Genomic DNA, 25560 nt, shown 5'->3' with positions numbered 1-25560 from the left:
GTTCACACAGAACAGAAACAAGGGGACAGTGATGGTTGATGAAACCACAAATCAAGGCATACCCGAACCAGAAGGCGTGTCGGATGTCATCGACACCCAATACGAAATCGGCCAGGACAATATCGACGGGTCCATCGGTAAATTCGGGTTCGACATTCACAATCCGGTATTTGCCATATCGGCGGTCGCGATTGTCGCATTCGTGTTTTACACATTGGCACTGCCGGAACAGGCCTCGTCGGCATTCTCCTGGATGTTCGGCTTTACCACCAAGAATTTCGACTGGTTCCTGATCGGGGCCGCCGACCTGGTGGTGATCTTTGCGCTCTTGCTGATTGTGACGCCCTTCGGCTCCGTCCGGCTGGGCGGCGCGGATGCGGCACCGGATTACACCTACATGGGGTGGTTCGCGATGCTGTTTGCCGCGGGCATGGGCATCGGGCTGATGTTCTACGGTGTTTCCGAACCGCTGACGCACTTCTCGACCTCCTTCGGAGATACGGCTGTTGCTGAAAACGGGCTGCGCACGGATTGGGCACCGCTGGGTGCTGCCACCGGGGATGAGCCGGGTTCTGTCCGTCTGGGCATGGCCGCCACGATCTATCACTGGGGGCTTCACCCCTGGGCGATCTATGCCACCGTGGCGCTGGCACTGGCGCTGTTCACCTATAACAAGGGCCTGCCGCTGACCATTCGTTCGGCTTTCTATCCCCTGCTGGGCGAGCGCATCTGGGGCTGGCCGGGGCATGTGATCGACATCATCGCGGTATTCGCAACCCTGTTCGGTCTGGCAACATCACTGGGCTTTGGCGCGACACAGGCAAATGCCGGTCTGAACGAGCTGTTTGGCATTCCGATCAGCAAAACCACCGAAGTTGTGCTGATCACCGTGATCACCGGTGTTGCGCTGGTGTCGGTTGTCCGCGGCCTGGACGGCGGTGTCAAGATTCTGTCCGAGATCAACATGGGTCTTGCCGGTCTGCTGGCCTTGTTCACCCTGATCGTGGGACCGACGGCTTTCCTGTTCGCCTTCTTCTGGGACAGCCTGGTCGCCTATGTCGAATATCTGCCGGCCCTGGCGAACCCCTTCGGGCGCGAAGACGTCAACTTTTCGCAAGGCTGGACAGCGTTCTACTGGGCCTGGTGGATCAGCTGGTCGCCTTTCGTGGGCATGTTCATCGCCCGCGTCAGCCGGGGCCGCACGGTGCGTGAATTCGTCATCTGCGTTCTGCTGATCCCTTCCATGGTCTGCGTGATCTGGATGTCGATCTTTGGCGGCACGGCAATCAACCAGGTGCTGGCGGATGCCTACACCGGCGCGCAGGACGCGGAACTGCCGTTGCAGCTGTTCAAGATGCTGGATCAGCTGCCGCTGGCCTCGATCACCTCCTTCATCGGCATTGTGCTGGTGATCGTGTTCTTCGTGACCTCGTCGGACTCGGGCAGTCTGGTGATCGACACGATCACGGCGGGCGGCAAGATCGACGCGCCAATGCCGCAGCGGGTGTTCTGGTGTCTGTTTGAAGGTGCGGTTGCCATTGCCCTGCTGTTGGGCGGCGGGCTGGCCGCGCTGCAATCCATGGTGATCTCGACCGGGCTGTTGTTCACCGTTGTGCTGCTGTTGATGTGCTACTGCATCTTCCGTGGCCTGCAAAGTGAGCGCAGCAAGGCGCGCTGACGCCCCGCCATAACGACAAGACAGGGGCATCCCGCCGGGGTGCCCCTTTTCTTTTGGCTTGACCTTGCGCGCGGCTGAGGCGAACCCTTCGCCCATGACACAACTTGATACCGCCTGGGTGCGCGCGCAGTTTCCCGCCTTTGCCGAACCATCGTTGCAGGGGCAGGCCTTTTTCGAAAACGCAGGGGGTTCCTATACCTGCCGGCCGGTGATTGACCGGCTCACCCGCTATTATACCCAGCGCAAGGTGCAACCCTATGCGCCCTATGCCGCCAGCCAGCTTGCCGGGGCAGAGATGGACGAGGCGCGCCAGCGGCTGGCCGCGATGCTTGGGGTTGAAACCGACGAGCTGAGCTTTGGCCCCTCGACCACGCAGAACACCTATGTCCTGGCCCAGGCCTTTGGCCAGATGCTGGAACCGGGCGAGGCGATCATCGTCACCAACCAGGATCACGAGGCGAACACCGGCCCCTGGCGCAGGCTGGCGGAGCGGGGGATCGAGCTGCGCGAATGGTGCATTGATCCCGAAACCGGCCGGTTGAACCCGGATGATCTGGAGAACCTGCTGGATGACAAGGTGCGGCTGGTCTGCTTTCCGCATTGCTCCAACGTGGTGGGGCAGGTCAATCCGGTGGTGGAGATCACAGCATTGGCCCATGCCGCCGGTGCCTTTGTCTGCGTCGATGGCGTGTCTTATGCGCCGCATGGCTTTGTCGATGTGGGCGCGCTGGGGCCGGACATCTATCTCTTCTCGGCCTACAAGACCTTTGGGCCGCATCAGGGGCTCATGGTGGTGCGCCGGGCCCTTGGTGCGCTGTTGCCGAACCAGGGGCATGTCTTCAACGGCGGCACGCTTTACAAACGCTTCACGCCTGCCGGACCGGACCATGCACAGATTGCCGCCTGTGCCGGGATGGCCGATTACATTGATGAGGCCTATCGCCACCACATCGGCGGCGATGCCCCTCCCGTGGCGCGGGCCGGGGCCATGCATGACCTGATGCGCGCCCATGAGACAGCGCTGTTGCAGCCCTTGCTGGACGCGGTGAAAAGCCGCAATTCGGTGCGCCTGATCGGACCCGCGACGGCCGAGAACCGCGCGCCGACCGTTGCCCTGGCCCTGAACCGCCCCGGTGAGGAGGTCGCCGCCGATCTGGCACAGCATGGCATCATGGCGGGCGGCGGCGATTTCTATGCGGGCCGCGCACTGGGCGCCATGGGGGTCGACCCGGCAAAGGGCGTCCTGCGGCTGAGCTTTACCCATTACACCTCTGCCGCGGAGATGGATCAGCTTTTGACGGCCCTGGACAAGGTTTTGTGAAACCATAGTCTTTTTGTGAAACCAAAGCCTTGCCTCATCCGTGTCTGACCTAACTCTCTGTGAAGGAGAGTGGCAAAGACAGGTGAGATGAGCGACAATAAACCGATCCTGATGTGGTTCCGCCGCGATCTGCGGCTGAGCGATCACGCGGCCCTGACGGCTGCCTGCGACAGCGGGCGGCCGGTGATCCCCGTCTTCATCCATGACGACCTGTCCGAAGGGCTGAAGGCCGCGCCAAAATGGCGGCTGGGTCTGGGCGTGGCGCATCTGGCCGAAAGGCTGGAGGAAAAGGCGAGCCGGTTGATCCTGCGCCGCGATCACGATGCGCAGGCGGCACTGAACGCGCTGATCGGGGAAACCGGGGCCGGGGCCGTCTATTGGTCGCGGCTGTACGATCCCGACAGTGTTGCGCGGGACAGCAGGATCAAACAGAGCCTGAAGGAGCGCGGCATCGAGGCGCGGTCATTCGGCGGGCATCTGATGTTCGAACCCTGGACGGTCGAAACCGGGCAGGGTGACTTCTACAAGGTGTTCACCCCGTTCTGGAACAATGTGAAGGGCAGGGATGTGGATGCGCCTCTGAGCACGCCCGCGCGCATCCCCGCGCCGGACCGCTGGCCCGGGGGTGACGCGCTGGCAGATTGGCGCATGGGGGCCGAAATGCAGCGCGGTGCCGATGTGCTGCGCCCCTTCGCGCGGCTGGGCGAGGATGCGGCGCAGGCCCGGCTGGGTGCCTTCATGGCGCAGATCGTCGCGGAATATGACGAGAGCCGCGATATTCCCGGTACGGATGGCACTTCGAACCTGTCGGAAAACCTATCGCTTGGGGAAATCAGCCCGCATCAATGCTGGCACGCAGGGCTGCGCGCGCGAGAGGAAGGCAAACGGGGGGCCGAAACCTTCATGAAGGAGCTGGTCTGGCGCGAGTTTGCCTATCACCTGATGCACCACACCCCGCGCATCCTGACCGACAACTGGCGCGCGGACTGGGATGCCTTCCCCTGGCAGGAGGACGCACGCGCCGCCGAAGTCTGGGCCTGGAAGAAGGGCCGCACCGGCATTCCCTTCGTCGATGCCGCGATGCGCGAGCTTTACGTGACCGGGCGGATGCACAATCGCGGCCGGATGATCGTGGCCAGCTATCTGACCAAGCACCTGTTGACCCATTGGCGCATCGGGATGGACTGGTTCGAGGACTGCCTGATCGACTGGGACCCGGCCAGCAATGCGATGGGCTGGCAATGGTCGGCAGGCTCGGGCCCCGATGCCACCCCCTATTTCCGGGTCTTCAACCCCGAAACCCAGATCGACACGTTCGACAGGGACCGCAGCTATGTCAGCCGCTGGATCGCCGAGGGGCGCGCAAATCCGCATGACGACGCGCTGAAGTTCTTTGACGCGATGCCGCGCCACTGGGGTCTGTCCCCAGACGATGACTACCCCGCGCCCATCGTCAGCGCCGCTGACGGACGGGCGCGTGCCTTGCAAGCCTATGAGTCCCGCGACTTTTAATAATTGTTAATCCCGCCACCCCGGCTAAAATTGGTCGGCGCATCAGATGGAGTGGGCATGATCCATACCAATACCGAAGGTCAGATCGGCCTGCCGCGATATTTTTCCCATGTCTTTGGCATGGCACAGCAGATGCAGAACGGTCGCTGCGATTTTCACCTGAGCGATGGCCGGGTGTTCCGCGCCGAAGGGGCCAATCCCGGCCCGGTGGCTGAACTGCACATTCACAGCGATGATCTGTTTGCGCGGCTGATCCGCGAGGGCGACCTGGGCTTTTGCGACGCCTATCTGGACGGCGACTGGTCCACGCCAGATCTGCAGGCCTTCATGGACCTTGTGCATGCCGGTAACGAGAACGTCTATGACGGCTTTCCGGGGCAGGGGCTGGTGCGGCTGTTTGAAAAGTTCCGCTTCTGGCTGCAACGCAACCACAAGGGTCAGGCGCGCAAGAACATCAGCTATCACTACGATCTGGGCAATGAGTTCTATGCGCTCTGGCTCGATGACACGATGACCTATTCATCGGCCCTGTTCCAGGAGGGCGCACAGGCCTCGCTTGAAGCGGCGCAGACCGAGAAATACAAGAGCATGGTGGATCAGATGGGGGTCAAACCCGGCGATCATGTGCTGGAGATCGGCTGTGGCTGGGGCGGTTTTGCCGAATATGCCGCCAAGGAGCGGGGGCTGCGGGTCACTGGGCTGACCATCAGCGAGGAACAGTTCAAGTACGCCAGGGAACGCATTGAAAAGGCGGGGCTTTCCGATCTTGTGGACTTCAAGCTGCAGGATTACCGCGATGAGCGTGGCCATTACGACGGCATCGCCAGCATCGAGATGTTCGAAGCGGTGGGCGAGCAATACTGGCCGGTCTATTTCCAGACCCTGCGCGAGCGGCTGAAACCGGGCAAGGCGGCGACGCTTCAGATCATCACCGTCGATCACCGCCGCTGGCCGGTTTACAAGCGCGGCGTGGATTTCATCCAGAAATACATCTTTCCGGGCGGCATGCTGCCCAGCCCCAAAATCCTGCGCGAGCAGGTGGAAAAGGCAGGGCTGATTGTCGACAAATCCGTGGAATTCGGCAAAAGCTACGACATCACCCTGCGGCGCTGGCATCTGGCCTTCAACGACAAATGGGATCAGATCAGGGCCATGGGCTTTGACGAGCGGTTTCGCCGGATGTGGAATTTTTACCTCACATCCTGCGCTGCGACATTTGACAGTGGCAATTGTGACGTGACGCAGATTACGATCAGGCGACCGGGTTGATCTGAAGGGACCAAAATGCCGACCGCCGCAAGACTTGTTGCTGCCGCTTCTCTGGCGGTCCTGGCCTATGTGATCTCGGGCATGGTGATGCCCCTGATGCCCGAAAGCACCGATTTCGGCTATTTCATTCCGGTGAACATCGTTCTGGGTCTGGCCTGCGGCTGGCTGGTAATGGGCCCGCGTGCGGGGCGCGGTACCACGGCGGCGATCAACAACGGGCTGACGGGTGTGTTTGTGCTGATGCTCTGGGGTGTCGGGGTACAGGCCATCAACGAGATGGTGCGTCTGGCCATGCGCAACCGCTATGATGACGCTTTTGAAGCCATCGTGGCGGTGTTTCAGATCGGCGCGGAATATGTGGTGATCATCGCGACGGTCCAGATCGGCGTGACCTTGGTCATCGGCGCGGTCATCTGCGGTCTGTTGACGGAATATGCCAGCAGGCATTGGAAGTAACCACGTGAGAAACCTGTTCTTCTACGGAACCCTGCGCCACGAACCCCTGCTGGAGATCGTCCTGGATCGTCCGGCGGACAAGCTGGATCTGCAGCGGGCCTTCCTGCCCGGATATGCCGCCTTTGCGGTGACAGAGGGGCCGTTCCCCCTGATCAGACCTTGCAGGGAAGGGGCCGCAGAGGGGCTGATCCTGCGGGGGCTGAGCGATGAGGACGTGGCACGGCTGGATTATTACGAGGGCAGTTTTGCCTATGATCTGGTCGAGATGGTGCTGGCCGACGGGGAGACGGCCGAAGTCTACCTGGCCGGGCCGGAGCGCTGGACGCCGTTTGGCCCCTGGTCCCTGACGGAATGGGAACGTGACTGGGCGGCGCTGAGCTGCGAAGCGGCGCGGGAGGTGATGGGATATTTCGGCAGCCGCAGCCGGGATCAGGTTGCCGCCATGTTCCCGATGATCCGCAAACGTGCCCAGTCGCGGCTGAATGCTGCCCGGTCACGTCACGGCGCGCGCACCAAATCCGGCAGGACCGTGATCGAGGACCGCAACCGCGCCTATGCGCATTTCTTTGCGCTGGATGACATGAAGGTCCGGTTCGAGCGTTTCGATGGCAGCATGTCCGGGGTGGAGGACCGCGCGGTGTTCATTGCCGCGGATGCCGCAATCCTGCTGCCCTATGATCCGCTGCGCGATCGGGTGCTGCTGGTTGAACAGATGCGCATGGGGCCGCTGGCGCGCGGCGACCGGACGGTCTGGCAGCTGGAGCCGATCGCGGGCCATATCGACCTTGGCGAAACCCCGCGTGCGGCGGCGATCCGCGAGGCGCAGGAGGAAGCGGGCCTGACCCTGAAGGCCATCGAACCGATTGCAGAGGTCTATGCCAGCCCCGGCAATTCCACCGAATTCTATTATATTTTCCTCGGGATAGCGGACCTGCCGGATGCGGCCGAAGGCGTCGGCGGCCTGCCCGAAGAGGGCGAGGACATCCGCGCGCATGTCCTGTCCTTTGACGATCTGATGGATCTGGTCGAGGGCTTTGGCGCGGCCAATGCGCCGCTTGGCCTTGCCGCCTTCTGGCTGGCGCGGCACAGGGACCGCTTGAGGTTGGCAGGCACGGCGGATACACCAGAGGCGACATAACCTTTGGGGGCATTCATGCACGTTGCATCTGATCTGGCACAGGCCATCGGGAACACACCGCTTATCAAGCTGCGCAAGGCCAGTGAGGAAACCGGATGTGACATTTACGGCAAGGCCGAATTCATGAACCCCGGCCAGTCGGTCAAGGACCGGGCGGCGCTTTATATCATCCGCGATGCGATTCAGAACGGCACGCTGAAGCCCGGTGGCACCATTGTCGAGGGCACCGCCGGGAATACCGGCATCGGCCTCGCGCTGGTGGGGGCGTCGATGGGGTTCAAGACCGTCATCGTCATGCCCGAGACCCAGAGCCAGGAAAAGAAGGACATGCTGCGCCTTGCCGGGGCAGAGCTGGTGCTGGTGCCTGCCGCGCCCTACCGCAACCCCAACAACTTTGTGCGCTATTCCGAACGGCTGGCGAACGAGCTGGCGCGCAGCACCAACGAGGGCGTGATCTGGGCCAACCAGTTCGACAACGTGGCCAACCGTCAGGCGCATATCGAAACCACCGGGCCCGAGATCTGGGAACAGACCGGCGGCAAGGTCGATGGATTCTGCTGCGCGGTCGGCTCCGGCGGGACATTGGCAGGGATCGGCATGGCGCTGCAGCCCAAGGGCGTGAAGGTTGCGCTGGCGGACCCGGACGGCGCCGCGCTGCACAGCTATTACACCACCGGTGAACTGCACGCCGAAGGCAGTTCCATCGCCGAAGGCATCGGGCAGGTGCGTATCACCAGGAACCTCGAAGGGTTCACCCCTGATTTCAGCTACAACATTCCCGATGCGGAAGCCCTGCCGGTGGTCTTTGACCTGCTCCAGCACGAAGGGCTGTGCCTGGGCGCATCATCCGGTGTGAACGTCGCCGGTGCCATCCGCCTCGCGCGGGATATGGGGCCGGGCCATACCATCGTGACGATCCTCTGCGACTTTGGCACGCGCTATCAGTCCAAGCTCTTCAACCCCGACTTCCTGCGTGAAAAGGGTCTGCCGACACCCGATTGGCTTGACCGTGCGCCGACATCCATTCCGGGTGTGTTCGAGGAATTGTGATGGGCCGGTTTGCGCGGCTCTTCACGCGGCTGGCGATTGTCCTGTGTCTGATCGCCGGTGCGGCCTCCGCGCAGGACAGTACGTTAAGTGCGGCTGTTCCCAACTTTGACAGGTGGGAGCCACTGGCGCGGTCCGCCGAAAACGCAATCGAGCAAAAGCGCGGGACCGATGCAACGCTGGAGGCGATGCGCGGCAGGATCGCGGAGTATCGCGGTGAATTCGACAATGCGCGCAGCATCAATGCCGCCCGGATCAAGACCCTGCGCGAACAGATCGCGGCCCTTGGGCCCGCGCCCGATGAGGCAACCGCGGAAGCCGAACCGCCGGACGTGGCCGCACAGCGCACGGCGCTGAACGATGAACTCAGCAGCCTTCTGGTGCCGGTCCAGCGCGCCGAAACGCAATATGTCCGCGCCAACAGCCTGGTCGGGCAGCTGGATGCGATTCTGCGCGAACGCCAGACACGGCAATTGCTGACCGTGACGCCCTCGCCGCTGAACCCGGCCTATTGGCGGCCGGCGCTTGTGGATCTGACCACGGCCCTGGAGGGGTTGCGCAACGAATCGCCAAAAGCGGCCAATGCCCGCACCTGGTCCTCCCTGCGGGAAAACCTGCCGGTGGTGGTCGTGCTGACGGTTCTGGGGCTGGTGCTGATCCTGCGGGGCCGGTACTGGGCCGGCATGATCGTGCGGTCCTTGCAGAAATACGGGGCGCGCGGCTTTGGCATCTGGCGTTTCTTGGTCTCGCTGCTGCGCATCTTCCTGCCGGCCTCGGGGCTGATTGCCCTGGCACTTGCGATCATCTCCTCTGACCTGCTGGGCCCCAAGGGCGAGAGTATCGTGCTGGTCATCAGTTTTCTGGGCGGGATGATGCTGGGGGTGCGCTGGGTCTCCGAACGGGCCTTTTCGCGCGACGATGACGAGGCGCTGCTTTTGCTGTCACAGGACAAGCGCAAGGAAGCCCGCTTTCATGTGAGCATGATCACGGTGATGATCGTCATCACCGAGTTGGTCGGGCAGATCCTGGACAACAGCAACAGCGCGGCGGTGAGCCGCTCGGTGCTGGTCTTTCCCTGGCTGGTGGTGTCCAGCCTCATGCTCTACCGCATCGGTGTCCTGCTGCGGGGCTACGTGGAACCTTCCGCCGCAACGGATGATGCCCTGACAGAGGTCCGCATCAGTACATTCGGACGGGTGGTGCGGGGCCTGGGCACCGGGGCCGTGGTGATCGGGGGGCTGTCGCCCATCCTGCTGGCAGCGGGCTATTTCAAGGCCGTCGACGCGCTGATGCCGCCCTATATCATGACCTTGGTCCTGCTGGGGCTGGTGATGGTGCTGCAGCGATTCCTGGCCGAGCTTTATGGCGTGCTGACCGGGCAGGGCGAGGCCGCGCGCGACGCGCTGATGCCGGTGCTCTTCGGCATGATCCTGCTGCTGCTGGCGCTGCCGGTGCTGGCCCTTGTCTGGGGGGCAAGGGTGACCGAACTGACCGAACTCTGGCAGGCCTTCGGGCGCGGCTTTGCGGTGGGCGATACCCGTATCTCACCCACCGATTTCCTGAGCTTCGCGGTGATCTTTGTCATCGGCTATGCGGTGACGCGGCTGGTGCAATCGGCATTGCGCAGCAATGTCCTGCCGAAGACCAAGATCGACATCGGCGGGCAGAACGCCATTGTCTCGGGGCTGGGGTACTTCGGTATCTTCCTTGCCGCACTGGCCGCGATCACCGGGGCGGGGATCGACCTCAGTTCGCTTGCCTTTGTCGCGGGGGCGCTGTCGCTGGGCATCGGTTTCGGCCTGCAGAACATCGTGTCGAACTTTGTCTCCGGCATCATCCTGCTGATCGAGCGCCCGATTTCCGAAGGTGACTGGATCGAGGTTGGCGGCCAGATGGGATATGTGCGCGACATTTCCGTGCGCTCCACCCGGATCGAGACCTTTGACAGAACCGATGTGATTGTCCCGAATGCCGACCTGGTGTCCGGCACCGTCACCAACTACACCCGCGGCAATACCGTGGGGCGGCTGATCGTGCCCGTCGGCGTGGCCTATGGCACCGACACCCGCAGGGTCGACAAGCTGCTGCGCGAAATCGCCGAGGCCCAGCCGATGGTGCTGGGCACGCCGCCGCCCAATGTCCTGTTCATGAACTTCGGCGCCGATGCGCTGGAGTTCGAGATCAGGTGCTTTCTGCGCGATGTGAACTGGATGATGGTGGTCAAGAACGAGATCAACCACCAGATTGCCGAACGCTTTGCCAAAGAGGGGATCGAGATTCCCTTTGCCCAGCGTGATCTCTGGCTGCGCAATCCCGAAGTCCTGTCTCCCCGCCGGGGCGCGGCAGACGAGGTGGCAGGCACCGAAACTGCCGAGAAGGACATCGACCTGCCGGAGGTGCCGGAGGAGGGCAGGACCGCCGAAGCGGACAGACCGGACGACACCACCGCATGACGCAGCCCTTGTTTCTGGACGACCCCTATCTGCGCGATGCGCCCGCCGTGGTCAAAGCCCTGACCGAAGAGGGCGGGATCATTCTGGACCGGTCGGTGTTCTATCCCACCAGTGGCGGACAGCCCGGTGACAGCGGCTGGCTGAACTGGGACGGCCAGAGCATGCCGGTGGCCACCGCGATCAGGGGGCAGGGCGACGACATCATCCTGGTTCCCTCCGAAGCCATGGCCCTGCCGCCGCTGGGCGCCCATGTCACGCAAGTGCTGGACTGGGACCGCCGCCACCGACACATGCGCCTGCACACGGCGCTGCACCTGTTGACGGCGGTGATCCCCTATCCGGTGACGGGGGGCCAGATCTCGGTGACGCAGGGGCGCATCGATTTTGACATGCCGGACATGACCCAGGACCGCGAGGCGATCAACGCGGCGCTGAACGCCTTTGTCAGCGAGGATCTGGTGATCAGTGATGGCTGGATCACCGGGGCCGAACTGGAGGCCAACCCGCATCTGGTCAAGACCATGGCGGTGCAGCCACCGCGCGGCGCGGAGCGGATCCGTCTGGTGCGCATCGGCGCGCCCGGCGGCCCGATCGACCTGCAGCCCTGCGGCGGCACCCATGTGGCCCGCACCGGAGAGATCGGCGCGCTGCGGCTGGGCCGGATCGAAAAGCAGGGCCGCCAGAACCGCCGGATCCACCTGCATCTCGAAAGCTGAGGGAAGGCGGCGCAAAAGCGCCATTTTCCCTCTTGCACCTCATGTGCCCCCCACGTTAAACCGCCCCTCACGGAGAGGTGGCCGAGTGGTCGAAGGCGCACGCCTGGAAAGTGTGTAGGCGGGAGACCGTCTCCAGGGTTCGAATCCCTGTCTCTCCGCCATTTGCCCCCCACGTCCCATACAGGCGCATTCTGCTACATTCTGACGAAAACGCTGCCGTTCGATATATCGGAGGCGTCTTGCTAACCCAACTCAGCCAAACGGCGCGCAAAGCGGACGTTCATGTCTGGCGCAGAAAATGGCGGTTTTGAGCCCGAAGTGACGCAAAGCGCAAGCCGGGCCAGCGCCTGCCCGGGGTGGGCGATGCTGACCTTGGTTCATGCCACTTTATTTCTCAACCATGTTGAATCTCATCGAGGGAACAACTAGCCTCACCAAATCGCCTACCCGAGGGGCGGGCAGGCGATGGCCCGGCGCCTTCGGCTTGTTCCGGGCCTGGGTGCTCATGTGTGATGGCAACTAAGTCCCGCATAGCGGCCACTCGCGCTTCCCGCGCAGAAGGTCCGGTTTGCGTCGGAAACCCCTGGCCGGGCCACAGACCAAGTTCAGAGATGCCGCTGGTTCAGGTTGCTTTTGCTTGGGATGCGGCACCCAATCCGCTCAGCGCGGAGCGAAACGCTTCGATGTCCTGCGGGCGGGACAAGGATGGCGCGTGGCCGCAGTCCTGCAGCAGGGTGACCGCCGGTTTTGGTCCGCTCTGGCGCATCCGGTCGAGGATACCGGGGGTCATCAGGTCTGACCGTGCCCCGCCAAAGACATGGGTGGGGACGGTGATCCGCGCCCAGCGGTCCCAGGCGGTCATTTCCTGCGGGGAATCGGTGAACTGCCGCAAGATGGCGGGGTCGTAGTGCAGGGTCAGCCGCCCGTCCGACCGCCGCCGCAGGGAGGTGCGCGCCATCCGGTGCCAGAAGCTGTCATCCGCAGGGCCAAAGGGGGCATAGGCGCTGCGCAACCAGGTCTCGGCCTGCCTGTACCCGGCAAAATGCGGCGGGGCGCCGACATAGGACATGATCCGCTCCAGCGCGGTGTCTGGCACCTCGGGGCCGATATCGTTGATGATCAGCCTGCTGATCCGCCCCGCGTCCTTGCCTGAGGCGAGGTAGATGCCGATCTGGCCACCCATGGAGGTGCCGAGCCAATCGGCACTCTCCATCCCGTAGTGGTCCATCAGATCGCAGGTGATGCCCGCGAAATACTCGATCGAATATTCCGCCCCCGGCGCGGAGGCCCAGCTGGACCGGCCGCGGCCGATCATGTCGGGGCAAAGCACGTGATAGTGGTCGGACATGGCGGCGGCGAGTTCGTCAAAATCGCGGCCGGTGCGGGCCAGCCCGTGCATCATGATCAGCGCCGGGTTGCCGGGGTTCCCCCATTCGGTGACATGGACCTCGTGATCCATCACCGGGACAAAGCCGAAGCGGGGCGTGGTCATGCCCGCTGTCCCCGCGCCATCAGGGTGCCCGCAATCCCCCTGGGAAAGAAATAGACCAGCAGGATAAAGATGATCCCCAGCCAGAACAGCCAGCGGTCGGGGGCCAGAAGCTCTGGCAGCAGCGGGAGGGCGGCGGTCGCTTCCGATGCTGCCCCCATCAGGTCGCGCAGGTAATATTGCGCCATCACCATCAGTGACGCCCCGATCACCGCGCCCCACATGGTGCCCATGCCGCCGATCACCACCATCAGCAGGATGTCGATCATGATCGCAAAGGAGAGGGCGGTGTCCGGGCCGGTGTATTTCAGCCAGACCGCATCGACGGACCCGGCCAGCGAGGCCACAACCGCCGACAGGCAGAAGACAAAGGTGCGGTAGGCAACCACGCGGTAGCCTATGGCCTCGGCCCGTGCCTCATTCTCGCGGATCGCCTTCAGCACCGTGCCCAGCGGCGAGACGGTGATGCGCAACATCACCAGGAACAGCACCAGCGAGGTGACGAAGACAAAGTAATAGGCCGCAAGCTTGCCGTTCAGTTTCACCCCGAACCAGCGCAGCACCTTGCCGTCTTCGTCCACCGCCAGCTTGGTCGCGGTCTTGAACAGCTCGGGCGTGCGGTAGGTGATGCCATCCTCACCGCCGGTGATCTGGCTGAGCTGCGAGGCCAGCACCAGCACGACGGAGGCCGCGGCGAGGGTGATCATGGCAAAGAAGATCGCCTTGACCCGCAGGCTGATCAACCCGATGGCGGTCGCAACGATCAGTGACAGCGCGACACCCGCCAGCGTGCCCAGCGCCACCGACTCCCAGCCCGGTCCCATCTGTTTCAGCGCGATGGCCGATCCATAGGCGCCAAAGCCGAAGAACATCGTATGGGCAAAGCTGACGATCCCGGTATAGCCGATCAGCAGGTCGTAGCTGGCCACCAGCACGATAAAGATGCAGATCCGCGCCGCGACTTCCAGCGCGCGGATGTCCTGGAACAGGAAGGGTGCGAAAAGCAGCAGGGCTGCGATCACCAGCATCGCGGATTTGACGGCGATGGTGCCGTATGTCGGTTTCATATCTTGTCCCTCACTTCACCGCCGGGCGCAGCCCGCTGGGCCGCCACATCAGGATCGCCATCATCAGGATCATGTTCGACGCCAGCGCCAGCTTGGGCGCGAGATAGCCGATGTAATTGGCTGTCAGCCCCACGATGATCGCGCCCAGCAAGGTGCCTTCGATGGAGCCGAGGCCGCCGATGATCACCACGATGAAGACGACGATCATCATCTCGCCCCCCAGTGCCGGGGTGATCAGCGTCTCGTATCCTGCCCACATCGCGCCGCCCAGGGCCGCCAGCGCACTGCCCAGCATGAAGACACCGATGAACAGGCGGTTGATCTTGAACCCCAGCGCCTCGACCATTTCGCGGTTTTCCACGCCTGCGCGGATCAGCAGGCCGATGCGGGTGCGGTTCAGCAGCACCATCAGCCCGACAAAGACCGCCGCGCCAAGGCCCACGGCAAAGAGGCGGTAGATCTCCATGCTGACATCCCCGACGATCCAGGCGCCCTCAAGGAACGCAGGCCGCGGCACGCTGACCGGGGTGCCGCCCCAGACCGCAAGGATGATCTGTTCGCTGACGATCAGCGCGCCCATGGTGATCAGGATCTGGCGCAGGTGGTCGCGGTAGACGGGGCGGATGATCACCGTCTCGAAGAACAGCCCGGCGGCAAGGCCAAAGGCGATGGCCGCCAGCAGCGCCAGCGCCAGCGCGGCGGAGGCCAGCATCCAGCCGCCATCAAGCCAGGTGGAGAGGGCCGCCAGCACCGTGGCCGCGACAAAGGCACCAAAGCTGATAAAGGCGGAATGCCCGAAGTTCAGCACGTCCATCAGGCCAAAGACCAGCGACAGGCCGGAGGCCATGAGAAACACCATCATGCCCATCGACAGCCCCGCCACTGTCAGCGTCACCCAGGACGAGGGCGCGCCGATCAGCACGAAGGCGACGGCAGCCAGCGCCAGCGGCAAAAGGTTCACGCCGCCCAGCCGGCCCAGCGTCTCGGAAACTTTGTTCATCATGCGGAAAGCCCCAGTAGTTGACCCTGCAGGTCGGTGTCGGCGGCAAAATCTGCCATGCTGCCCCGGTGCACCACGCGGCCGTCGTCGACCACCGCCATGTCGCGCCCGAGGCTGCGGGCAAAGTTGAAATTCTGTTCGACCAGCAGGATCGTCGTATCCTGCGCAATCTCGCGAAAGGCCTCGCCCATGGCCGCAACGATGGAGGGGGCCAGCCCCTTGGTCGGCTCGTCGATCAGGATCAGGTCGCGCAGTTCGATGATCGCCCGCGCCACGGCCAGCATCTGTTTCTGCCCACCCGACAGGGACCAGGCCTGTTTGGTCCAGAATTTCTCCAGCGCGGGGAACAGCGTGTAGATGCGTTGCAGGCGGGTCTGGTCGAAACGCCCCTTCGCGGTGGCCAGCACCAGGTTCTCCTCGACGGTGAGGCCACCAAAGATACCCATGTTTTCGGGCACATAGGCGATACCAAGCCGCGCGATGTCGGCGGTGGCGAGGCGCGAGATGTCCTGCCCCTTGAACATGACGGAACCGGGCTGCGGCTGCCACAGCCCCATGATGGAGCGCAGCGTGGTCGTCTTGCCCGCGCCATTGCGGCCCAGCAGGACAAAGACACCGCCCTGTGGCACGTCGAAGGTAACGTCGTGCAGCACATGGTACTGTCCGATCTGGGTTTTCATGTTTTGCAGGGACAGCAGGGTCATGCGGTCTCCTCCGTTGCGGTGCCAAGATAGACGTCGCGCACGATCTGGCTTTGCATCACCTCACCGGGCGCGCCATCGGCCAGCAGCTCGCCGTTGTGCAGCACGATGATGCGGTCGGCCAGCGCGCGGACCACATCCATCTTGTGTTCCACCAGCAGCACGGTCTTGGTCGGGTCGGATTTGATTTTCGCGATCAGGTCGAGCACGGCGGGGGCCTGATCCAGCGACATGCCGGCGGTGGGTTCATCGAACATGTAGATATCGGGCTCCATCGCCATCAGCAGCGCAACCTCCAGCTTGCGCTGATCGCCATGGGGCAGGCTGGCGGCGGGCATCGCCGCGCGGTCGGTCAGCTGGGCGGCGGCCAGATAATGTCCGGCACTTTCGATCAGGTCATGGCGGGACAGGGCAGGGCGCAGCAGGCTCCAGCCCGCGCCGGCGCGGGCCTGAACCGCAAGGCGGATGTTTTCCAGCACGCTGAGCTGCGGAAAGAGGTTGGTCAGCTGGAAGGCGCGGGCGGAGGGGGAAAGGCGGGTGATATCCTCGCCCGATTTCTCGACGCTCCCGGCGCTGGCGGCCAGCTGGCCGGAGATCAGGTTGAAATAGGTCGTCTTGCCTGCGCCGTTCGGACCCACGATCACGGTGGTCTCGCCCGGATGGAAATCGCAGGTGACGGCGTTGACCGCGACATGGCCGCCGAAACGGATCGTCAGGTCACGGGTGGACAGGGACGGGGAGGGCATTTGGGCAATCCTTGGGAATCTCCGGCCCGCCGGAATGGCGGACCGGTTCAGCCTTGCGTTCTTGCGGGCTTACTGGCTGTTGTCGCGGCCGATGGGGATATCCATCTCGTCCGCTTCGATGATGCGGACCAGATCGGGGATCGCCCATGCCACATCGTCATCCACGCGGATCTTGAAGTGCACCATGGATTGCAGCGCCTGGTGGTCTTCGGGGCGGAAGGTCATCTCGCCCTTGGGCGTGTCCCAGGACATGCCTTCCATGGCCGTGATCAGGTCTTCGGTCTCGTAGCTTTCGGCGGTTTCCAGCGCCTTCACCACGGCCAGCGCTGCGGCCATGCCTCCGGCGGTGAAAAAGTCCGGCGGCCCGTCGAAACGCTCCTGATGGGTGTCCACCAGCCACTTGTTCACGTCGTTGTCATAGGCTTCGTAGTAGTAATAGACCGCGCCTTCCAGACCGGGGAACCGCTTGTAGGTCGGCAGCACCGGCAGGATGTGACCGCCCATGGAAATCTCGATTCCATAGCGGTCGGGGTCCAGGGCCTTGATCTTGCCCGGCGCGTCACCGCCCCCGGCAATATAGACGAGGATGACCTTGCGCCCTTCCTTGTCCTTCAGCGCATTGAACATGCGTTCCGTCGCGGCGGTGAAATCGGCGGTGCCCTGGGGCACGTATTCCTCTGTCACCACTGTTGCGCCCGAACCGTCAAGCGCTGCCTTGAACGCGGTGATCCCGTCGCGGCCAAAGGCATAATCCTCTGCCAATGTGGCGACATAGAGGTTTTCGTCGGGCTGGAGCGCCAGCGCCTGCGCCTGCATGTCCATCGACGAGTTGCGCGAGGTCTTGAACACGTAACGGTTGCTGTCGGGGCCGGTGAGGCTGTCGGCCACGGCGGGTTCCACGATCAGGATCTTTTCGTATTCCTCGGCAATCGGCAACATCGCCTGTGTCACGCCCGAGGATGTGGCACCAACCGCCAGCAGCACCTCGTCATCGCCATAGGCTTCGGCCAGAACGGCGCGGGCCACGTCCGGCTTGAACTGGGTGTCCTTGATGATGACCTCGATCGGGCGGCCCTTGACCTCGTTGGTGCCCTTGGTGGCATATTCGAGACCCAGCTCGAACCCGGTCTGGGCCTGTTTGGAAAAGGCTTCAAAGCTGGAACCGGACAGGCCGTGGATCAGGGCGATCTTGATCGGATCTTCCTGCGCCCAGGCCGCACCCGCCAGGGTGATCGACGTGGCAATGGTGGCGGCGAACCGCGTAAATGTCTTCATGGTATCCTCCCATATCGGCGGCGGTCGCTGTTGTGCGATCCTGACCCGTCGTTTACGTATTTTACAGCATTCAGGATAACCGGAACCGGGGCAAGATCGTGGAAATACCTATTGACGACAGCTATGAGCAGGGCCGCTTTGCCGATCTTGCCTTCAGCTATGCGCCGGTGGGTCTGGTGGTGACGGAGGACAGGGTGATCCGCCAGTGCAACATCGCCTTTGGCGAGATGTTCGGCTATGCCCCCGAAGAGCTCGAAAACCAGGTTTTTGCCATTCTCTACCCGACGGATGCGGAATTCGTGAACATCCGCGACCGGGGTGTCAAACAGCTGCGCGAGACCAACCGCTACTGGGATGAACGGATCATGGCGCGCAAGGACGGGACCTTGTTCTGGTGCCGGGTCCGGGGCCATTCCTTTACCCCCGACGACCCGCTGGCCCGCGCCGTCTGGAGCTTTGCGGACCTGAGCGCGGAGCGCCCCTATTTCCCGCTGACCCGCCGCGAGCGCGAGATCCTGAGCTATCTCTCCGAGGGGCTGACCAGCAAGGAAATCGCCATCAACCTCGAAATCTCGCACCGCACGGTTGAGGTCTACCGCGCCAAGCTCTTGCGCAAGTTCGGGGTCAACAACACCAGCGGGCTGTTCCATTCCATGGGCGGCATCGACGGGGACCATGTGGTGTCCACATCTGATCAGTAGCGGGGTCCGGTGCCCTCAGGCCGGGGGGGGCCGGGGCGGGAAGGTCAGACGTCAGACGAAATTGGCCTATCCGTGATCAACTGACCCAAAATGGAAAACCGGACCTTCGTACCGAGCGCAGCGAACTTCAATTCCGAGTCCGGAGTGACTTAACCACACAGGGCAGCGCCTGACCGCGGGTGGGCAGCGGAACGTCCGTGGGTGCCACTTTATTTCTAATCTTTGGCGTGGGGATGATGAACCGCAATACGGTGAGAAAGCGCCCGCCCATGGGGCGGTCGGGCGCTGCCCGGCGGTGCTGCGCACCTTGACTCCGGGCTTTGGTGGACGGCAACTCCGTCCGCTCAGCGGCCATTGTCCCAAGCCGTTTCGAAGGGCCGCTTTAGGTCAGAAATGCGCGACGTTCGGGAAAATATTGCGTGACGCGGCCCCTTGATCGGATTCAGCAAATTCAGCGGCATCAAGTCAAAGGTTCGCGACATTCCACAGGAAAGGTCACGGTGACAAGCACACCGGAGTCTGAGCCGGGGCGGGGCGAGCGGATATCAAAGCCGCATCCTGACTGGCTACACAGCTCCTGAACGATGGTCAGGCCCAGCCCGAACCCTTCGGTTGTGGGCGCGCGGCGGCCAAAGCGGCGCTTGATCATCGCGACTTCCGCCGCGCTGAGCCTGTCGCACTCATTGGCGATCGCGATCTGCTCCGGCGTGGCGGCATTGACCGTGACGGGGCCGGACCCGTGTTTCAGCGCATTGTCGAACAGGTTGTTCAGGATGATCCCCAGGGCATCGGGATCAAGGCGGCAGGGCCAGGGGGCGGTGGTTGGCTGCAGGATCAGCTTGTCCGGCTCTGCCACGCTTCCGCGCAATTCGCGCAGCAGCATGTCGATGACCGGCGCGATGTCTGTCACCGGGGCATTCCGGCCCAGACCCGATTGCGCCCGCGACATTTGCAGCAGCCGTTCGATCAACCGGACCAGACGTTTCAGCCCGGTCTCGATCTCGCCCGCCCGCGCGGCCAGTGCCGGGTCCCGGGCCATGGCCTTCAGGCGCTGCGCCTGGGCCATTGCGATGGCGACCGGGGTGCGCAGCTCATGGGCCGCATTTGTGGCAAAGGCCCGTTCCGCCTCCAGCGCGGTGTCAAGGCGCGCCATCAGCCGGTCCAGCGTGTTGATGGCCGGTTCAATCTCCGCGAAGGCATGTTTGCGGCTGATCGGCGACAGGTCGTGTTCGCTCTTGCGGGCGATATCCGCGCTCAGCGCCGTCACCATCCCGGCCGAGCGGCGCACCGAGAGATAGGCCGCGGCATAGGACAGGCCGCCCAGCAGGAAAAAACCCAGCACCACCGCCGACATGACATCGAAAAGCGCCTCGTTGCGTTCGACCAGCGGCTCCGCCACGACGATGCGCAGCCCCGGCACCACGTCGGATGCCAGCAGGATCACCCGGAAGCCGTTCAGGCTGGTGATCCGCTTCGGTGGCAGATCGGCGGTGGAAAAGGCAAGGGGTTCGGCCAGCGCGGACCTGTCCGTCACCGCACCATCGGCATCCAGAAACCAGAAGCGCACCCTTTCTTCCGGGGCAAGGCCGGTTTCCTCAAAGCTGGCATTGGCCTGCGTCCCCGACAGCTCCCTGATCTGCAACAACAGCTGTGCCTTGTTTGACAGCGACAGGTCCAGCAGCTCGTCGTATTCCTCTTTCACCAGGCTGTAGACGATGACGCAGCCAATCAGAACCGCAACGATGCCGGGCAGCGCAAGTGCCGTCAGAAGGCTGCGCAGCAGGCTGTGACGCGGCGGGATCAGGGGCATAGCGCATAGCCCAGGCCGCGATGGGTCACGATGACGTCTTTGCCCAGCTTGGCGCGCAACCGGCTGATATGCGCCTCCAGCGCGTTGCTCTCGACCTCTTCGCCAAAGGCATAGAGCGCGGCCTCAAGGCTTTCGCGCGGAACCACGGCAGCCCTGCGCCGCACGAGGGTTTCAAGGATCTGCCATTCCCGCGTGGTCAGCCGCAGGGGCACATCGGCACGCCTGACGCTGTGCTCGGCCAGGTTGATCGACAGATCACCAAGGACGACGACCTGTGCAAGGGTCTCCTCACCCCGGCGGCAGATGGTATGGATCCGCGCCTTGACCTCATCCAGGTCAAAGGGCTTGATCACATAATCATCGGCGCCAAGGTTCAGCCCCTTGATCCGGTCGGAAACCTTGTCGCGCGCAGACAGGATCAGCACCGGGGTGTGAACCCGCCGGTCGCGCAGGGATTTCAGAAAGCTCAGCCCGTCGCCATCCGGCAGTTGCAGGTCAAGCAGGATGACGTCAAAGGGGCTGGCACGTTCCGCGCTTTCCGCATCGACGATCGTGTCGAACCATTCCACCAGATGCCGGTCGGCGGCCAGGTGTTCCACCAGGGGGCCAGCCAGCGCCGCCTCGTCTTCAATCAGCAGAATGCGCATGTTCCGGCGACACCTTGCAATGCCTCTTATGGGCCCGGTACGAGAATGGCAGCGACAGCAGATAGACGCAATCTGCCAGGATCAGGGTGGGCCATGGATAGACCAGCAGGCAGACCACCAGCACCACCGCCGCCACCATCACGAAGGGCAGATGGCTGCGGCGGATCGAAGCATGTTTGATGGAAAACGTCGGGATCGTGCTGATCGCAAGCAGGCCGATACAGATGATATAGCCCGACCGCAGCACCGGCAGATCGGTGTTCTGCCAGCCGTAAAGTTCCATGAAAACGGGGATCAGCGCCAGACAGGCCAGCGCCGGGGCCGGTATACCGACGAAATAGCTCTCCGTTTTCAGCGTGACCCCGGTGGCACGCATGGACAGGTTGAACCGCGCCAGCCGAAGGGCGCAGCAGACCGCCAGCACCAGGATCGACAGCCAGCCAAGGCTGGCCAGCGGCGTGCCCAGATAGAGGGTGTGATAGATCAGCACCCCCGGCACGATGCCGAAGTTGAAAAAGTCCGCCAGCGTGTCCAGCTCCGCGCCAAAGGGGCTGGCACTGTCGAGAAAGCGGGCCAGCTTGCCATCCGCCGCATCCAGAAACACCGCCAACAGGACAAAAACCAGACCGGTTTCAAGCCGCCCTTCAAGCGTCATGCGAATGGCGGTCATGCCCGAGCAGATCGCAAAGACGGTGACGATGCTGGGCACCACATGGCGCAGCTTGATCCGGTTGCGCTGCGTCACTCGGCGATGCCGATACGCGCAGCGGCATGGCCCTTGAGGTCAGCGAGGATGGTTTCACCCGCAACGGCGGTCTGGCCCACGGCAACCAGCGGCTGCACGCCCCGCGGCAGATAGATATCCAGCCGGCTGCCAAAGCGGATCAGGCCAAAGCGGTGCCCGGTGCCAAGCCCGTCACCCTCCTTGACGAAACAGACGATCCGCCGCGCAACAAGGCCCGCAATCTGCACAACACCGATCAGCGCGCCATCGGGCGTTTCGATGGTCAGGGAATTGCGTTCGTTGTCTTCGCTTGCCTTGTCCAGCGAGGCGTTCAGGAACTTGCCATGACGGTAGACGATATTGGTCACCTTACCGGCCACGGGCGCGCGGTTCACATGGCAGTTGAATACATTCATGAAGACCGACACCCGCGTCAGCGGTTCGGACCCCAGCGCCAGATCGGCACTGGGCACCACATCCTCGATCAGGGACACAACGCCATCGGCTGGCGATATCACCAGCCCCTCTTGCTGCGGGATCACCCGAACCGGATCACGGAAAAAGTAATAACACCAGACAGTTGCCCCGACCCCAAGCCAGAACAACGGCTGCCAGACCAGCCCCAGCACCACTGTGATCGCGGCAAATACCGCCACGAATTTCCGGCCTTCACGGTGCATCGGCACGGCCACGATCTTGAGCATGTTCATCGGCTCTCTCTCACTCTCCAACGAAAGAGCGCAGCAGCACCGCGCCCAGGAAAACGCCGTTGGCACAGAGCAGACACATCGTCGCCAGTGACCCCAGATCCTTGGCATCGCGCGCAAACGCGGCCCAGTCGGGGGCAAGATGATCGACAATGCATTCGACCGCCGTGTTAAGCGCCTCAGTGGCGATCAGGCAGAAAAACAGGATCAGCAGAATCGCGTAATCCGTCATTTCGGCCCCAGCGATGGCCAAAAGCCCGAATCCCAAAAGCAGAGCAAGCACGATATGCCGGAACGCCGTCTCTTGCCAGAGCCTGCGGAGCCCGGCGCAGGAATAGCCCGCCGCCGCCCAAAGATGCGGCAGCCCGGTGACGCGTGGTGGTTTCGGACGGGGCGAATTCGGGGGGGCGACCGTCATTTCTGCGCCACCCGTTGCGATCTGTGGCAGGGGGCGAAAATGTCCAGCGCCGGGTCACGCTCGCGCGTCGAGATGTCCAGCATCCCCAGCAGGGAGTGGAAGAGGTTGTCATGCGACAGGGCAACATCGGCGTGCTGTGACAGGCAGGCGCCATCCAGATTGAACTGCGTCTTGAACCCCTCCGACATCCACAGGACCATCGGCACCGTGGTTTGATAGGCAGGTGCCATGAAATAGGGCGACCCGTGCAGGTAAAGGCCAGATTCTCCCAGCGATTCGCCATGGTCGGAGACATAGATCAGCGCGGTGTTCAGGTTGGATTTCTGGTCCAGCAGGTCGATGGTACGGGCCAGCACGGCGTCGGTATAGGCGATGGTATTGTCATAGGCGTTGGTGATTTCCGCCGCCGTGCATTCCTTGAACTCTGCCGTGCGGCAGGCCGGTTTGAACCGCTCGAATGCCTCCGGATAGCGCAGGTAATAGGTGGGACCATGGCTGCCGATCTGGTGCAGGACCAGAACGGTATCTTCGGTGATCGTGTCGGCAAAGCTTTCGAGCGCCTGCATGAATATCCCGTCCATACATTCGCCCGAGGCGCAGAATTCGGCATTTTCAGTGTTGGTAAAGCTGCGGCTTTTCAGACGGTTGGCCAGCCCCTTGTCCCCGGTGTTGTTGTCCCACCATTCGACATGCAGACCGGCGTGGTCCAGCACATCCAGCACGTTCTGATGCGAGACACCCTTTTCATAGGAATATTCCTGCCGCGTGAAGCGGGAGAACATGCAGGGCAGGGAGACAGCCGTTGCCGTCCCGCAGGAGGAGACATTGGCAAAGTTGACCACATCCCGCCCGCCCAGCATCGGGGTGGTATCCCTTTCATATCCGTTCAGCCCGAAATTCTGCGCCCTTGCGGTTTCGCCCGCCACAACGATGGTGAGCACCGGTTTGCGGCTGCCCTCATAGGATGGTCCGCGATGGGCGTCTTCCCCGATCGGCTGCACCGTGACATCGGTGGTGGCAGAGATCATCCGCGCATAGCGGATGGCGCCAACCATCGGCGCGAAGGGCTGGAAGCTGCTCATCAGGTCTTTGCGTTCGCGAAAGACGGCGGCATAGGATTTCAAGTCAGCCATCAGGAACCCGGCACATAACGCCAGCGTCAGGGCAAAGCAGACAGCGGGCAATGCCAGGGTGCGAAGCAGGCTCTGCCGCTTGATCCTAATGGCGAAAAGCGCCAGCGCGGGCAGGATGCCGGTCAGACCCACGTGGGTGACAAAGCCTGCCGTGATCAGGTGTTTCGATTCCGTGACCGTGGTCACCATGACATTCTGGATCATGTCGCGGTCAATGATCACCCCAAGCTGGTCCATGTAATAGGAGGTCACAGCCCCCAGAATCAGGACAAATGCGAGGAATGGTTTGACCACGTAAGGAAAGGAAAACACGCTTTGCACCGCCAGCGCGAGGCAGAAGACCGCCGCGATGAACCCCGCAAAGGACAGCATATGCCCGGCAAAGACATCCGATCCGATCCGCCAGAAGGTCGCGTTATGCACCGCGAAGACAAAGATCGCCGTCACAAGGCTCAGCCTCAGTGGGGTAAATTCGGGGCGCTTTGCCCATGCGCTGCGCAATGTGTCCGTTCGGGAAAGGGTCATGAAGTGTTGTCCGCATTGTTGTTCCCTGCGGTCTTGACCAGTGCAACCTTACGCGAACCTTACGAATTGCGTCCTGACGCCGGATCAGGGCAATGCGTTGCGCCAAAATGCAAAAAACGCCCCAGGGGGCGCTTTGCAGATCGGACGGGAAGGGGGGCTTGTCGGGGTCAGCCGCCCCAGCTGCGGACCTGGCCGCAATCCATATGGACGAAGTTGGAGCCGGAATAGCGCCCGACGCCGCCACCGTGGCAGGCCATCGCCGCCTTGGCCATCTGGTTGACCGACCGGGAGGCAAGCCGCAGATCGGCAGCCTGGCCGCGCATGTGCAGCGAATTCTTTGCCACCCCGCGCGAGCGAGAGCGCAGCATCGCGTTTGTCTGCGGGCTGCGGTAGCCGGACAGCAGCATGTAGGGTTCGTTCACGTCCAGCAGGTTGTGCGATGCCGCCATGATGTCGACGGTGCGCAGATCGATGTTCTTGACCAGGTCATTGCGCCAGTCGCGCATGAAATAGGTGATCTCCTGCACCGCATCCTTGATGTACTCACCTTCGATCCAGTAGATCATGTCGATGCGTTCACCGGTGCGCCCGGAATACATGCGAATGCGCCGGATATCTCCGCCACCGCGCAGGAAACCTGCCGCATTTGAATATGTTGGTGCTGATGCTACCGCAGTTGCTGCGAATGCGCCAAGGAGGGCGCGCCGGGTCATACCCGAAGAGCTGATGCCTGTCATGATCTCTGTCCCGTCGTCTCTGCCTGTGGCCATGATGTTACATGGGCCGTTCATCTCTTCCCCAGATGCAACATCGTTATTGCATAGTGAATTTTCATTACCAAGGGCTGAATCCATAAGGTTCCCGCTATCCGCAATTTTAGGCGAAATTTTGCGCATTTTTTGATTATGTGGCTCTGACGCCACGGGCCGCAGGTGCCTTTTTCGCATCATATGGGCGACAGATTCACCACCTGTTGCAAATGTGAATGGACAGTTCCGCGGCAAGCCCCGAAAACTGAATCCGCTGT

23 protein-coding genes and 1 tRNA gene are annotated in these 25560 nt (G+C 62.7%); 11 read left to right on the top strand and 13 right to left on the bottom strand.

The window, feature by feature from the left end; genetic code table 11:
* The first annotated feature begins 31 nt into the window (after positions 1–31).
* From O4H53_RS18885 to O4H53_RS18840, 10 genes are all read left to right on the top strand, one after another.
* A complete protein-coding gene (locus tag O4H53_RS18885; protein ID WP_269366251.1) occupies positions 32–1678 on the top strand; it encodes a BCCT family transporter in 1647 nt (548 codons plus the stop codon).
* Positions 1679–1772: 94 nt separating this feature from the next.
* A complete protein-coding gene (locus O4H53_RS18880; RefSeq protein ID WP_269366250.1) occupies positions 1773–2999 on the top strand; it encodes an aminotransferase class V-fold PLP-dependent enzyme in 1227 nt (408 codons plus the stop codon).
* 87 nt (positions 3000–3086) lie between these two features.
* Entirely contained in the window at positions 3087–4511 is a 1425-nt protein-coding gene (locus O4H53_RS18875) for a cryptochrome/photolyase family protein (RefSeq protein WP_269366249.1), read from the top strand.
* Positions 4512–4568: 57 nt separating this feature from the next.
* Positions 4569–5780 (top strand): SAM-dependent methyltransferase, encoded by a 1212-nt coding sequence (locus O4H53_RS18870; RefSeq protein WP_269366248.1) that lies wholly within the window; start codon positions 4569–4571, stop codon positions 5778–5780.
* A gap of 15 nt (positions 5781–5795) precedes the next feature.
* Entirely contained in the window at positions 5796–6236 is a 441-nt protein-coding gene (locus tag O4H53_RS18865; protein ID WP_114277088.1) for a TrgA family protein, read from the top strand.
* A gap of 4 nt (positions 6237–6240) precedes the next feature.
* A complete protein-coding gene (locus tag O4H53_RS18860) occupies positions 6241–7374 on the top strand; it encodes an NUDIX domain-containing protein (RefSeq protein WP_269366245.1) in 1134 nt (377 codons plus the stop codon).
* Between the two features lie 15 nt (positions 7375–7389).
* Complete coding sequence (locus tag O4H53_RS18855) at positions 7390–8424, top strand: cysteine synthase A (protein ID WP_269366244.1); 1035 nt, start codon at positions 7390–7392, stop codon at positions 8422–8424.
* Positions 8424–10874, top strand: coding sequence for a DUF3772 domain-containing protein (locus O4H53_RS18850; protein WP_269366243.1), 2451 nt, complete (start codon positions 8424–8426; stop codon positions 10872–10874). The genes O4H53_RS18855 and O4H53_RS18850 overlap by 1 nt, the downstream gene beginning before the upstream one ends.
* Entirely contained in the window at positions 10871–11590 is a 720-nt protein-coding gene (locus O4H53_RS18845) for an alanyl-tRNA editing protein (RefSeq protein WP_269366241.1), read from the top strand. Before O4H53_RS18850 ends, O4H53_RS18845 begins: the two co-directional genes overlap by 4 nt.
* Before the next feature lie 71 nt (positions 11591–11661).
* Positions 11662–11751: transfer RNA gene (locus tag O4H53_RS18840), tRNA-Ser, on the top strand.
* Between the two features lie 461 nt (positions 11752–12212).
* Here the strand turns inward: O4H53_RS18840 and O4H53_RS18835 are convergent.
* The 6 genes from O4H53_RS18835 to O4H53_RS18810 form a co-directional block, all read right to left on the bottom strand.
* On the bottom strand, positions 12213–13082 hold the full coding sequence (locus O4H53_RS18835; protein ID WP_269366239.1) for an alpha/beta fold hydrolase: 870 nt from the start codon (positions 13080–13082) through the stop codon (positions 12213–12215).
* Positions 13079–14146: a branched-chain amino acid ABC transporter permease gene (locus tag O4H53_RS18830; RefSeq protein ID WP_269366237.1), complete on the bottom strand. Its 1068-nt coding sequence runs from the start codon at positions 14144–14146 to the stop codon at positions 13079–13081. Before O4H53_RS18830 ends, O4H53_RS18835 begins: the two co-directional genes overlap by 4 nt.
* Positions 14147–14156: 10 nt before the next feature.
* On the bottom strand, positions 14157–15146 hold the full coding sequence (locus O4H53_RS18825) for a branched-chain amino acid ABC transporter permease (RefSeq protein WP_114277095.1): 990 nt from the start codon (positions 15144–15146) through the stop codon (positions 14157–14159).
* Positions 15146–15850, bottom strand: a complete 705-nt coding sequence (locus O4H53_RS18820; RefSeq protein ID WP_269366236.1) for an ABC transporter ATP-binding protein — start codon at positions 15848–15850, stop codon at positions 15146–15148. Before O4H53_RS18820 ends, O4H53_RS18825 begins: the two co-directional genes overlap by 1 nt.
* Complete coding sequence (locus O4H53_RS18815) at positions 15847–16593, bottom strand: ABC transporter ATP-binding protein (protein ID WP_269366235.1); 747 nt, start codon at positions 16591–16593, stop codon at positions 15847–15849. The genes O4H53_RS18820 and O4H53_RS18815 overlap by 4 nt, the downstream gene beginning before the upstream one ends.
* Before the next feature lie 69 nt (positions 16594–16662).
* Positions 16663–17868 carry a substrate-binding domain-containing protein gene (locus O4H53_RS18810; RefSeq protein ID WP_269366233.1) on the bottom strand — a complete coding sequence of 402 codons (1206 nt, stop codon included), beginning with the start codon at positions 17866–17868 and terminating at the stop codon, positions 16663–16665.
* Positions 17869–17966: 98 nt separating this feature from the next.
* Here O4H53_RS18810 and O4H53_RS18805 point away from each other — a divergent pair, with 98 nt between their 5' ends.
* Positions 17967–18569: a helix-turn-helix domain-containing protein gene (locus O4H53_RS18805; protein WP_269366231.1), complete on the top strand. Its 603-nt coding sequence runs from the start codon at positions 17967–17969 to the stop codon at positions 18567–18569.
* A gap of 460 nt (positions 18570–19029) precedes the next feature.
* On the opposite strand, the gene O4H53_RS18800 is transcribed toward O4H53_RS18805, so the two are convergent.
* The 7 genes from O4H53_RS18800 to O4H53_RS18770 form a co-directional block, all read right to left on the bottom strand.
* The gene (locus O4H53_RS18800; protein ID WP_269366229.1) at positions 19030–20379 is read right to left on the bottom strand and encodes a sensor histidine kinase; all 1350 of its coding nucleotides are present in this window, start codon (positions 20377–20379) and stop codon (positions 19030–19032) included.
* Entirely contained in the window at positions 20370–21026 is a 657-nt protein-coding gene (locus tag O4H53_RS18795) for a response regulator transcription factor (RefSeq protein WP_269366228.1), read from the bottom strand. Before O4H53_RS18795 ends, O4H53_RS18800 begins: the two co-directional genes overlap by 10 nt.
* Positions 21007–21771 carry a CDP-alcohol phosphatidyltransferase family protein gene (locus O4H53_RS18790; RefSeq protein WP_269366226.1) on the bottom strand — a complete coding sequence of 255 codons (765 nt, stop codon included), beginning with the start codon at positions 21769–21771 and terminating at the stop codon, positions 21007–21009. Before O4H53_RS18790 ends, O4H53_RS18795 begins: the two co-directional genes overlap by 20 nt.
* Positions 21768–22460 carry a phosphatidylserine decarboxylase gene (locus O4H53_RS18785; protein WP_269366225.1) on the bottom strand — a complete coding sequence of 231 codons (693 nt, stop codon included), beginning with the start codon at positions 22458–22460 and terminating at the stop codon, positions 21768–21770. Before O4H53_RS18785 ends, O4H53_RS18790 begins: the two co-directional genes overlap by 4 nt.
* 10 nt (positions 22461–22470) lie before the next feature.
* Positions 22471–22875, bottom strand: a complete 405-nt coding sequence (locus O4H53_RS18780) for a diacylglycerol kinase (protein WP_269366224.1) — start codon at positions 22873–22875, stop codon at positions 22471–22473.
* A complete protein-coding gene (locus tag O4H53_RS18775) occupies positions 22872–24533 on the bottom strand; it encodes a phosphoethanolamine transferase (RefSeq protein ID WP_269366223.1) in 1662 nt (553 codons plus the stop codon). The genes O4H53_RS18780 and O4H53_RS18775 overlap by 4 nt, the downstream gene beginning before the upstream one ends.
* A 167-nt stretch (positions 24534–24700) precedes the next feature.
* Positions 24701–25270 carry a YcbK family protein gene (locus O4H53_RS18770; RefSeq protein WP_269366325.1) on the bottom strand — a complete coding sequence of 190 codons (570 nt, stop codon included), beginning with the start codon at positions 25268–25270 and terminating at the stop codon, positions 24701–24703.
* Positions 25271–25560 lie beyond the last annotated feature (290 nt).

Origin of the sequence: Sulfitobacter sp. G21635-S1 (genome assembly GCF_027213915.1) — a bacterium.
Lineage (GTDB): Bacteria > Pseudomonadota > Alphaproteobacteria > Rhodobacterales > Rhodobacteraceae > Sulfitobacter.
The sequence above is the reverse complement of the archived record's forward strand: the minus strand, read 5'-3'. Positions and strand labels throughout refer to the sequence as shown.

Excerpts from the sequence above, each read along its gene's own strand:
- O4H53_RS18885 (WP_269366251.1), top strand. The coding sequence starts at position 32 with ATGGTTGATGAAACCACAAATCAAGGCATACCCGAACCAGAAGGCGTG.
- O4H53_RS18880 (WP_269366250.1), top strand. The coding sequence starts at position 1,773 with ATGACACAACTTGATACCGCCTGGGTGCGCGCGCAGTTTCCCGCCTTT.
- O4H53_RS18875 (WP_269366249.1), top strand. The coding sequence starts at position 3,087 with ATGAGCGACAATAAACCGATCCTGATGTGGTTCCGCCGCGATCTGCGG.
- O4H53_RS18870 (WP_269366248.1), top strand. The coding sequence starts at position 4,569 with ATGATCCATACCAATACCGAAGGTCAGATCGGCCTGCCGCGATATTTT.
- O4H53_RS18865 (WP_114277088.1), top strand. The coding sequence starts at position 5,796 with ATGCCGACCGCCGCAAGACTTGTTGCTGCCGCTTCTCTGGCGGTCCTG.
- O4H53_RS18855 (WP_269366244.1), top strand. The coding sequence starts at position 7,390 with ATGCACGTTGCATCTGATCTGGCACAGGCCATCGGGAACACACCGCTT.
- O4H53_RS18850 (WP_269366243.1), top strand. The coding sequence starts at position 8,424 with ATGGGCCGGTTTGCGCGGCTCTTCACGCGGCTGGCGATTGTCCTGTGT.
- O4H53_RS18845 (WP_269366241.1), top strand. The coding sequence starts at position 10,871 with ATGACGCAGCCCTTGTTTCTGGACGACCCCTATCTGCGCGATGCGCCC.
- O4H53_RS18835 (WP_269366239.1), bottom strand. The coding sequence starts at position 13,082 with ATGACCACGCCCCGCTTCGGCTTTGTCCCGGTGATGGATCACGAGGTC.
- O4H53_RS18830 (WP_269366237.1), bottom strand. The coding sequence starts at position 14,146 with ATGAAACCGACATACGGCACCATCGCCGTCAAATCCGCGATGCTGGTG.
- O4H53_RS18825 (WP_114277095.1), bottom strand. The coding sequence starts at position 15,146 with ATGAACAAAGTTTCCGAGACGCTGGGCCGGCTGGGCGGCGTGAACCTT.
- O4H53_RS18820 (WP_269366236.1), bottom strand. The coding sequence starts at position 15,850 with ATGACCCTGCTGTCCCTGCAAAACATGAAAACCCAGATCGGACAGTAC.
- O4H53_RS18815 (WP_269366235.1), bottom strand. The coding sequence starts at position 16,593 with ATGCCCTCCCCGTCCCTGTCCACCCGTGACCTGACGATCCGTTTCGGC.
- O4H53_RS18810 (WP_269366233.1), bottom strand. The coding sequence starts at position 17,868 with ATGAAGACATTTACGCGGTTCGCCGCCACCATTGCCACGTCGATCACC.
- O4H53_RS18800 (WP_269366229.1), bottom strand. The coding sequence starts at position 20,379 with ATGCCCCTGATCCCGCCGCGTCACAGCCTGCTGCGCAGCCTTCTGACG.
- O4H53_RS18795 (WP_269366228.1), bottom strand. The coding sequence starts at position 21,026 with ATGCGCATTCTGCTGATTGAAGACGAGGCGGCGCTGGCTGGCCCCCTG.
- O4H53_RS18785 (WP_269366225.1), bottom strand. The coding sequence starts at position 22,460 with ATGAACATGCTCAAGATCGTGGCCGTGCCGATGCACCGTGAAGGCCGG.
- O4H53_RS18780 (WP_269366224.1), bottom strand. The coding sequence starts at position 22,875 with ATGACGGTCGCCCCCCCGAATTCGCCCCGTCCGAAACCACCACGCGTC.
- O4H53_RS18775 (WP_269366223.1), bottom strand. The coding sequence starts at position 24,533 with ATGACCCTTTCCCGAACGGACACATTGCGCAGCGCATGGGCAAAGCGC.
- O4H53_RS18770 (WP_269366325.1), bottom strand. The coding sequence starts at position 25,270 with ATGACAGGCATCAGCTCTTCGGGTATGACCCGGCGCGCCCTCCTTGGC.